The sequence below is a fragment of the Nitrospirota bacterium genome (genome assembly GCA_037386965.1).
Taxonomy (GTDB): domain Bacteria; phylum Nitrospirota; class Thermodesulfovibrionia; order Thermodesulfovibrionales; family JdFR-86; genus JARRLN01.
Genome location: JARRLN010000101.1, coordinates 1 through 8076, shown reverse-complemented (window position 1 = coordinate 8076; position 8076 = coordinate 1). Strand labels below are relative to the sequence as shown.

At 65.1% G+C, this 8076-nt stretch carries 5 protein-coding genes; 2 read left to right on the top strand and 3 right to left on the bottom strand.

Going from position 1 to position 8076, the window contains the following annotated elements:
- From P8Y39_11835 to P8Y39_11825, 3 genes are all read right to left on the bottom strand, one after another.
- The coding region (locus P8Y39_11835; GenBank protein MEJ2193009.1) for a hypothetical protein at positions 1-889 on the bottom strand (889 nt) is incomplete at its 3' end.
- 447 nt (positions 890-1336) lie between these two features.
- Positions 1337-2326 (bottom strand): L-histidine N(alpha)-methyltransferase, encoded by a 990-nt coding sequence (gene egtD / locus P8Y39_11830; protein ID MEJ2193008.1) that lies wholly within the window; start codon positions 2324-2326, stop codon positions 1337-1339.
- A gap of 9 nt (positions 2327-2335) precedes the next feature.
- The gene (locus P8Y39_11825; GenBank protein MEJ2193007.1) at positions 2336-5725 is read right to left on the bottom strand and encodes an aminotransferase class V-fold PLP-dependent enzyme; all 3390 of its coding nucleotides are present in this window, start codon (positions 5723-5725) and stop codon (positions 2336-2338) included.
- Positions 5726-5926: 201 nt separating this feature from the next.
- Between P8Y39_11825 and hisD the strand changes: the two genes are divergently transcribed.
- Entirely contained in the window at positions 5927-7174 is a 1248-nt protein-coding gene (gene hisD / locus P8Y39_11820; GenBank protein MEJ2193006.1) for a histidinol dehydrogenase, read from the top strand.
- Between the two features lie 333 nt (positions 7175-7507).
- Positions 7508-8076, top strand: a 569-nt coding sequence (locus P8Y39_11815) for a hypothetical protein (protein ID MEJ2193005.1), incomplete at its 3' end; no start/stop codon positions are given.

Genomic DNA, 8076 nt, shown 5'->3' with positions numbered 1-8076 from the left:
TCATGGACTTCTCGGTGGCAAGGTAGATGACCAGTCGGGCGTCGTCGGGTGGCAGGGCATTGAACGAGATTATCCGGTTCTTGATTTCCCCCGACCACCAGTTGGTGCTGAGCTTTTTCCCCTGCGCGTCCTGAAACTGCACCTCCACCAGCCTGTCCCCGGGGTCGTCGATGAGGACCTTCAGGCTGTTCTGGTCCATGCGCGTGCCAAGTCCGCCGAACATCCCCTTGAATGCCTCCAGGAAGGCCTTGGCCATGGCATCCATCACGTCAGCCGCTTCTTTTGTTTCGTCGCCTGTTTCGTCGCCTTCTTCGGCCTGCTCCTCGCGGGCTTCTGCGGCTTTCGCCTTGGCCTCTTCCTCTTCCTTCTGTTTCCTGGTCAGCTCGTCATTCTGCTCCTTCGTCAGGATGAGGACGCTTACCCCGGCGTCTTCCAAGCGCTTGTCTTTGAGGGGTTGTCCCGTGTGCTTCATGAAGCCGTCCACGACCAGCATGGCTTCCTCGTCGGTCGAGGGGCTGTAGAGTTCGAGCTCGCCCGCCAGGCGCTTTATCTCTCCGGCTCTGCGCGAGGGGTTCTTGAGCTCAAGGGTAACCTCGGCCCCGCTTTTGCCTTTCCCCTTGAAGTTGATCTTTTGCGGAAACTCCTCGGGGTTTATCACGTCAAGGCCGGTATCGTCCACGGCTTCGGTCAGCCTGAGCACGCGCACGGCCTCGGCCCGGGAGACGGCGTCTCCGGTCAGCTTGATCTCCACCTCGCACTTGGAGAAGAAGCTGTTCGTGCTCCGGGTGTCCTTGATGTTGGAGACCAGCACATTGGCCCCCCCAGCGGCAAATACGGCTCCGGAACTGAAGAGCAACAAAACAGCCACGAAGAATCCCGTCTTACGCATGCACGCCTCCTTTGTAGTTAGAACCTGTCTCAAAATTGCTTCCGGCTGCAAGCGGTCTAAATGGCGTCATACGGCGTCCTGAAGGGAAAATCGTCCTCAACGCAGCGCTGCTGCGCTTCCGGGCGATTTCCCCTTCCCTCCTTGTCTGCCACCATTTATTCTCTCTTTCGCTTCGAAATCAATTTTGAGACAAGTTCAGGTTATCCACTCTGACCGTAATCATGCGGCACCGCCTCGCCATGGCCGTTTTCGCCCTTGTTTCTGCCTCTGCCGTGCTCTGACGGTTCGGGAATGTTAGCGCATCACGGGCGCGCAAGTCCATACTTTCTGCGGCATTGTCGGTGAAGAATTGAGGAGCGATCCGCGGGCTGGCTGATGCGTCCGGCCTTTCCTCAGCCGCCGCGCCGTGTGCTTAAGAGAGGCATGTCGATTCTGCGAAGGCTGGTTTCAGGGCAGGGGCTTTAAAAGGGCGTCGAGAAAGTACGCCCTGGAGTCGAAATAGAACTCGACCGGCTCGAATCCCGAGGCGGCCGCGAGGTCTTCGACGGCCTCCACGGTGAATTTGTATGAAGACTCCGTATGAATCGCCTCCCCTCTGGCAAACCGCGCCGTAAGGTCCAGGCCCTCTATGCGCACGTCCTGCTCCCCGGTGCTCACCAGGCAGCTCTGGATTGCCATGGACTCCGGGTCCCAGCCGCTTCGGAAGCGGAACGCGCCGATATCGAACCGGCCGTCCAGCTCGCGGTTTATGCGCTCGAGCATGTTGAGGTTGAAAAGCGCGGTTACGCCCTCGGGGTCGTCGTACGCGCTTTCCATCACGCGCACGTCCTTGACGAGGTCGAAGCCCATCAGGAGGCGGTCGTCGCCGCCCATGGATTGCCGGAGGGAGCGGAGAAAACGCCGCGCCCCGGCCGGGGAGAAATTGCCTATGCTCGAGCCCAGGAAGAGCACGAGGTTTCCGCCTTGGTTGTTCGATGAAAGCCAGCGTATGCCGCTCATGTACTCGGCCACGAGGCCGTGCGTTTCCATCTCCGGCATGGAGGTCCTGAGGTCCCTGGTGAGGTCCCGCACCGCGCTCTCCGAGATATCGATGGGCACGTAGTTAAACCCCAGGCGCCGCTCTATCAGGTGCCCCAGCAGTATCTTGGTCTTCTTGCCGTCCCCGGCCCCGAGCTCGACGACGTTCAGCCCCCTGGACCACGCCCTTTCGCATATGGAGTCCTTGCACGTCTCCAGTATCTCGGTCTCGCAGTGGGTGAGGTAGTAGACGTCGAGGTCCATGATGCGCGAGAACAGCCCGCTGCCCCGCTCATCGTAGATGTATTTGCACGGAAGGCTCTTGGGCTCGGCGGCAAGCCCCCGGGCGACGTCGGCCGCGAACTCCCCGATGAGCCTCTCTTCTTCCCTTGCGGACCCTAAGACCGTATATGTCGTCATCTCATCCTCCTACCTGCACGGTACAAAATGCACGAACGTACGCGAACGCCTGAGGACGTCATCGAGGGACTCGATGACATAATCGATATCCGCCGGAGTTATCGCCGTATCCAGCGAGAAGCGCACCGAGCAGTGCGCCTCCTCCCGGCTCAGGCCCATGGCCAGCAGGGCATGCGAGGGCTCCGACGAGCCGGCCTTGCACGCCGAGCCGGAGGAAAAGCAGACGCCGTAGCGGTCCAGCGCAAGCACCATGGACTCGCCGCGAAACCCCGGCAGGGTGGCGTTGAGCGTGTTGGGAAGCCTCCGGGCCGGGTGGCCGTTCGCCCTGGCACCGGGGATGAGGCCGACGATGCCCGCCTCAAGCGCGTCGCGCAGGGCGGCCACCTCGCCGGACCTGGACAACAGCGCCGGCAGAAGGTCCACCGCCCTGCCGAACCCCCCGATGCCCAGCACGTTCTCGGTCCCGGCGCGCAGGCCGTGCTCCTGCCCGCCTCCGTGGACAAGGCTCTCCAGTTCTATGCCCCTGCCGACATAGAGGGCCCCGATGCCCTTCGGCCCGTGCACCTTGTGGGCGGAAACGGAGAGCATGTCCACCCCGAGGTCGGCCACACTGACGGGTATCTTTCCGAGGCACTGCACGGCGTCCGTGTGCATGAGGGCTCCGGCCTCATGGGCGATGCGGGCCAGCTCGGCCACGGGCTGGATGGTGCCGGTCTCGTTGTTGGCGAGCATCACGCTGAGGAGCGCGGTTCCGGGCCGGAGGGCCTTGCGGGCCTCCTCGGGGTCGACCATGCCGGTACGGTCCACGGGGAGATAGGTCACCTGGACGCCCAGGCCCTCAAGCCATGCGCATGTGCGAAGCACCGACGGGTGCTCGATTGAGGAGGTCACGATGTGCGTGTTTTCCGGCCCCCTGGCGAATACCAGCCCCTTGAGCGCCAGGTTGTTTGCCTCCGAGCCGCCGCCCGTAAACACAATCCTCCGTGCCGTGGTGCCCAGGGCCGCGGCCACCCTGGCCCTGGCGCCGTCGAGGAGGTCCTTTGCGTCCCTGCCCGCGGCATGCAGGCTTGAGGCGTTGCCGTGGATGCCGCCGTGCTCCTGCATGAACGCCAGAACCTCCGGGGCTGGCGCCGTGGTGGCGTTGTTGTCGAGGTAGACCGTTCGTTTCGGCCTGTCGCCGTTTCCGGAAGCCGGTGCGTACACGCTTACGCTTTCCTCTTCCATGCGGAGGGGGGCGCTGCCGTCTCCGGCGGGCTGCACGTCGCAGAGCAGGCTTTTATAGACGGGGAATCCGGAGATGGGGTCGTATTGTTCGAGGTCGGTAAGCCGGTTGATGTTTGCCTCGCGCCAGGCGGCGGGGCCGAGGGGGCCGCCCCCGGCGTGGTTGGCGTCCACGGCCCCCCGCATGATGTCCCCGGCCACCCGCGCCCGCATCAGAACGGAGCCGCGGGGGGTGCTGATTCTCACCCTGTCGCCGTCCTTTATGCCGCGCTCCCGGGCGTCGTGCGTATTCATGAGCACGCCGGGCTCGGGCCGCCCGGCGTTGAGGGCCGTGTTGCCGATGTGCTGCGTGTGGAAGCTGCTCCGCGAACGGCTGCCGGAGTTGAAAACGAGCGGGTACTCCGTGAGGAGGTCGGGACGGGCAAGCGGTCCCTCCTCCGGCTCCGTGTAGACGGGCAGCGGGTCGTAGCCGTACTCCTCGAGCACGGTGGAGTGTATCTCGAACTTCCCCGTGGGTGTTTCGAAGCCCGGCAGCCCGTCGGCCCTCAGCAGCCCCTTCTCCCACTTCCTGTACTCCATCATCCTGGTGGGCACCGATACGGTCCCGCCGGCCTCCATGACCTGCTTGTAGGTAAACCCGGAGCCCTTGAGCACGTGCTTGAGCAGCTCCTCGCCCGCTTGGGGATAGAGGTGCCCGTAGCCGAGCCTCTCGGCCAGCCCGGTCATTATCCTGTAGTCGGGCCTGGATTCCCCCAGCGGCTCCATCAGCGGCTCGCGCACCCTGAACACCGGCCCGTAGACCATGTAGGAGGTGGTCTCGAAATGGGTCGAAGCCGGCAGCACGATGTCCGCGTAGGCGGCGTCCGCGGTAAGCTGGCGGTCGATGACCGTGAGGAATTCAAGCCCCGCGAGGGTCTTCTCCCATACGGGCGTCCGGGGCCATGCGGTGAGAATGGAGCCGCCCTGGATTATGAGCGAGCGCACCCTGTAGGGCTTGCCCTCCAGGACGGCCTCTGGCAGGGCGGCGGCGTGAGCCTCGTCCCTGTAAGCGACGTACAGGGGAAACCGGTCGCGTCCCAGGCGGGGCCCGGTGTCGGGGTTTGCGATGTGCCCGTCGCGATTGACGGGGAAGGAGGCTCCGGGCATGGCAAAGCACCGTCCGCCGGGCACGTCGAGTTGCCCGGCCAGCGCCCAGAGCGTGAGCGCGGCCCGTATGGACTGCACCCCACTCCTGCTGTACTCAAGCCCCGTGTACATGAGCTTCGAGGCGCCCTTGGCCCCCCGAATCCTGCGCGCCAGGGAGACTACGGTGTCCTTCGGCACCCCGGTAATGCTTTCCACGACCTCCGGCCTGAAGTGCTGCACGTATCCGGAGAAGTCCTGGAAGCCGTGCGTCCAGTGGGCGACGAACGTCTCGTCATGGAGCTCTTCCTCTATGAGCACGTTGCACATTCCGAGGGCCAGGGCCCCGTCGGTCCCCGGCCTTATGGGAACCCACTCCGCGCCCTCGAGCCTGGCCGACTGTGTCCTCCTGGGGTCTATCACCACAACGGAGGCCCCGCGGGCGTGGGCCCGCACGACGCGTTTCATTTCTATGGGAGGCTGGTCGGTTGCGGGGTTCGTGCCCCAAAGCACGACCAGCTCGGAGTTTTCCACGTCGTTGAACATGTCAATCAGCATCTTGCCCGTGCACAGGTGGGGGGCGAGCATGCCGTAGGAGACGTAGCAGAGGGCCCCGACGCCCATCGTATTGGGCGACCCGAAGGGGAAAAGCACGCTGCTTGCCGAGGAGACCGCAACCCCCTTGGGCTGGAAGACGTCGCACAGGGACTGCTCGAACGTGCCCACCCCGGTGTATATGGCCGCCGACTCCGGGCCGTGCTCCTGCTTGAGCCTCTGGAGGGTATCGACAATCTCTGTGTAGGCGTCCTCCCAGCCGATGCGCTCGAAGGCGAAGCCGCCCTTCGGCCCTTTCCTGCGCAGGGGGTGAAGCAGGCGGTCCTCGGAGTAAACGATGTCGGCGGCATGCTCCCCCAGGCGGCAGAGGATTCCCATGGGCGTGCCTTCGTCGGGGCGCAGCCGCTTCAAGCGGCCCGTGGAGTCGAACTCCGCAACCACCCAGCACCCGGCACTACAAATGCCGCATATGCCTCTCTTCTCCCGGGCAAACGATTCCATGCAGACGAGCCGTACTCTGGGGTCGTGATGACGATACGCTTGTTACAGGCTATAACACATTTCGGCGGAATTTCAAGGCTCCTTCGCTTTATGTATTGGGCGCGGTCGCCGTGTGCTCTTCCGCCCGAGGAGCTTTGCGCGTTATGCCTCCCTGCCACCTTGTGTTGCGCGCCGCCCCGCCGCGGGGGTACAATGTCCGGCATGAAAATCCTCCGGACACAGAGGGAAATCGAGGCCTTCCTGGCGCGCCTCAGGAAGAGGGGCGCCGGGGTCTCCCCCGAGATACTCGGGCAGACCGGGGCCATCGTGGAGGCCGTGCGGAAGGGCGGCGACAAGGCCCTCCTCAGGTACACCAGAAAATTCGACGGGCATGGCCGGCTGAGGCTTCCCCGCACGGTCATCGAGCAGGAGGCGGAGAAGACCCCCCGGGCGGTGGTCCGGGCCCTCACGGTGGCAGCCGGGAGGATACGGAAGTTTCATCGCCTCCAGCGGGAGGGCTCCTGGAGCGTGAAGGAAGCCGGCATCACCCTGGGGCAGAGGATAACCCCCCTCGGACGAGTGGGCGTCTACGTGCCCGGCGGCAGGGCGTCCTACCCCTCTACCGTGCTCATGAACGTCATCCCCGCCCAGGTGGCAGGCGTGCGGGAGATAGCCCTTACCGTGCCCACTCCCGGGGGAGAGACGAGCCCCGCCCTGATGGCCGCCCTCCGCCTCCTCAAGATGAAGGAGGTCTACTCTGTGGGAGGCGCCCAGGCGGTGGCCGCCCTGGCCTACGGAACGGAGAGCATCCCTCCGGTGGACAAGATAGTGGGGCCGGGCAACGTCTATGTCGCCGCCGCGAAGCGGATGGTCTTCGGCACGGTGGACATCGACATGATCGCCGGGCCGAGCGAGATACTCATCATCGCCGACGCCTCGGCCGAGCCCCGCTACGCGGCCGCGGACCTTCTGAGCCAGGCCGAGCACGACGAGCTGGCAAGCCCGGTGCTCCTGACGGATTCCGGGGAGCTTGCCCGCGCGGTGCGCGAAGAGGTGCGGCGGCAGCTTCGGGCTCTCGCCCGGAAGGACATCGCCCGCTCATCGCTCAGGAACTACGGCGCCATCATCATGGTGCCCGACCTCATGGCCGCCGCCGCGCTGGCCAACCGCATCGCCCCGGAGCACCTGGAGGTGATGACCACCCGTCCCCGCGCCCTCCTGGCATCCCTGAGAAACGCGGGGGCCGTCTTCCTCGGGCCGTGGACCCCCGAGCCCGTGGGGGACTACGCCGCCGGGCCGAACCACACGCTGCCCACGGGGGGAACGGCGCGGTGGGCCTCGCCCCTGGGGGTCTACGACTTCCTCAAGCGAACGAGCGTCCTGGAGTTTACGAAGCCTCCCTGGCTCAGACGGTGCAGACGGTGGCCGACGTCGAGGGCCTCGAGGCCCACGGAAACTCCATCCGCGTGAGGCGAGGGGACAGCGCTTAGGGGAGGCCGTCGCCTCGTCCGCATGGCGAGGACGAACACCCGCAACTTCCACATGCTTTCCTCGAAGGGAAAAAGCGCCGACACCCTCACCATCTGCCCCGGGCGCTCTTGCCTCCCTCATTAATACGGAAAGTGTAAAAAAATGGTGACAAAACACCTGGGATGATGCTACACTCTGGCTCAAAATCGGCCGGTTACCGGGAGGAGCAGGGAAGTGTTGTCAGTGGAAAGAGCCTTAGAATGGGGTCTTACCGTTGTCGTTGTCCTCTGTGCGCTTGGCCTCTCATCCTGCGGGAACCGGAATGACCGGGCCGTGTTCGACTCCGCGACGGGGCAGCACGTCGAGGGCTGGGTCCAGACGCACGGAAGCTCTCTCGTGAGCGGACATGCCACCTGCACGGAGTGCCACGGAGAGCAGCTTGAAGGCGGCATATCCAAGGTGGGCTGCTTTCAGACGAGCTTCCAGGGCACGTCCTGCCACGGCGCCGCCGTTTTCCACGGCAGCACCTGGCCCGACCCCGACGTGCACGGGGCGGCCGCCAAGGGGGCCCCGGACACCATGACGGGGTTTGCCTCCTGCCAGTTATGCCACGGGCAGGACTTTGCCGGGGGCGTTGTTCTCACGGCCTGCTCCGCTTGCCACGGCATACCCGCGCCCCATCCCGAACCGTGGAAGCTGGGTACCCGTACCCACGTCAACACGGACCCGGCCAACGTCCCGGTCTGCGGGCTCTGCCACGACCGCGACCCGAGCTTCAACAGCAGCCCGGCCCCCCCGGGCACGGCCTTCGGCTGCTTCAACAGCACCCTCTGCCACGGCAGCGTAGACCCCCATCCGGCCGACTGGGCGGACCCCGACGTGCACGGGGCGGCCGCCAAGGG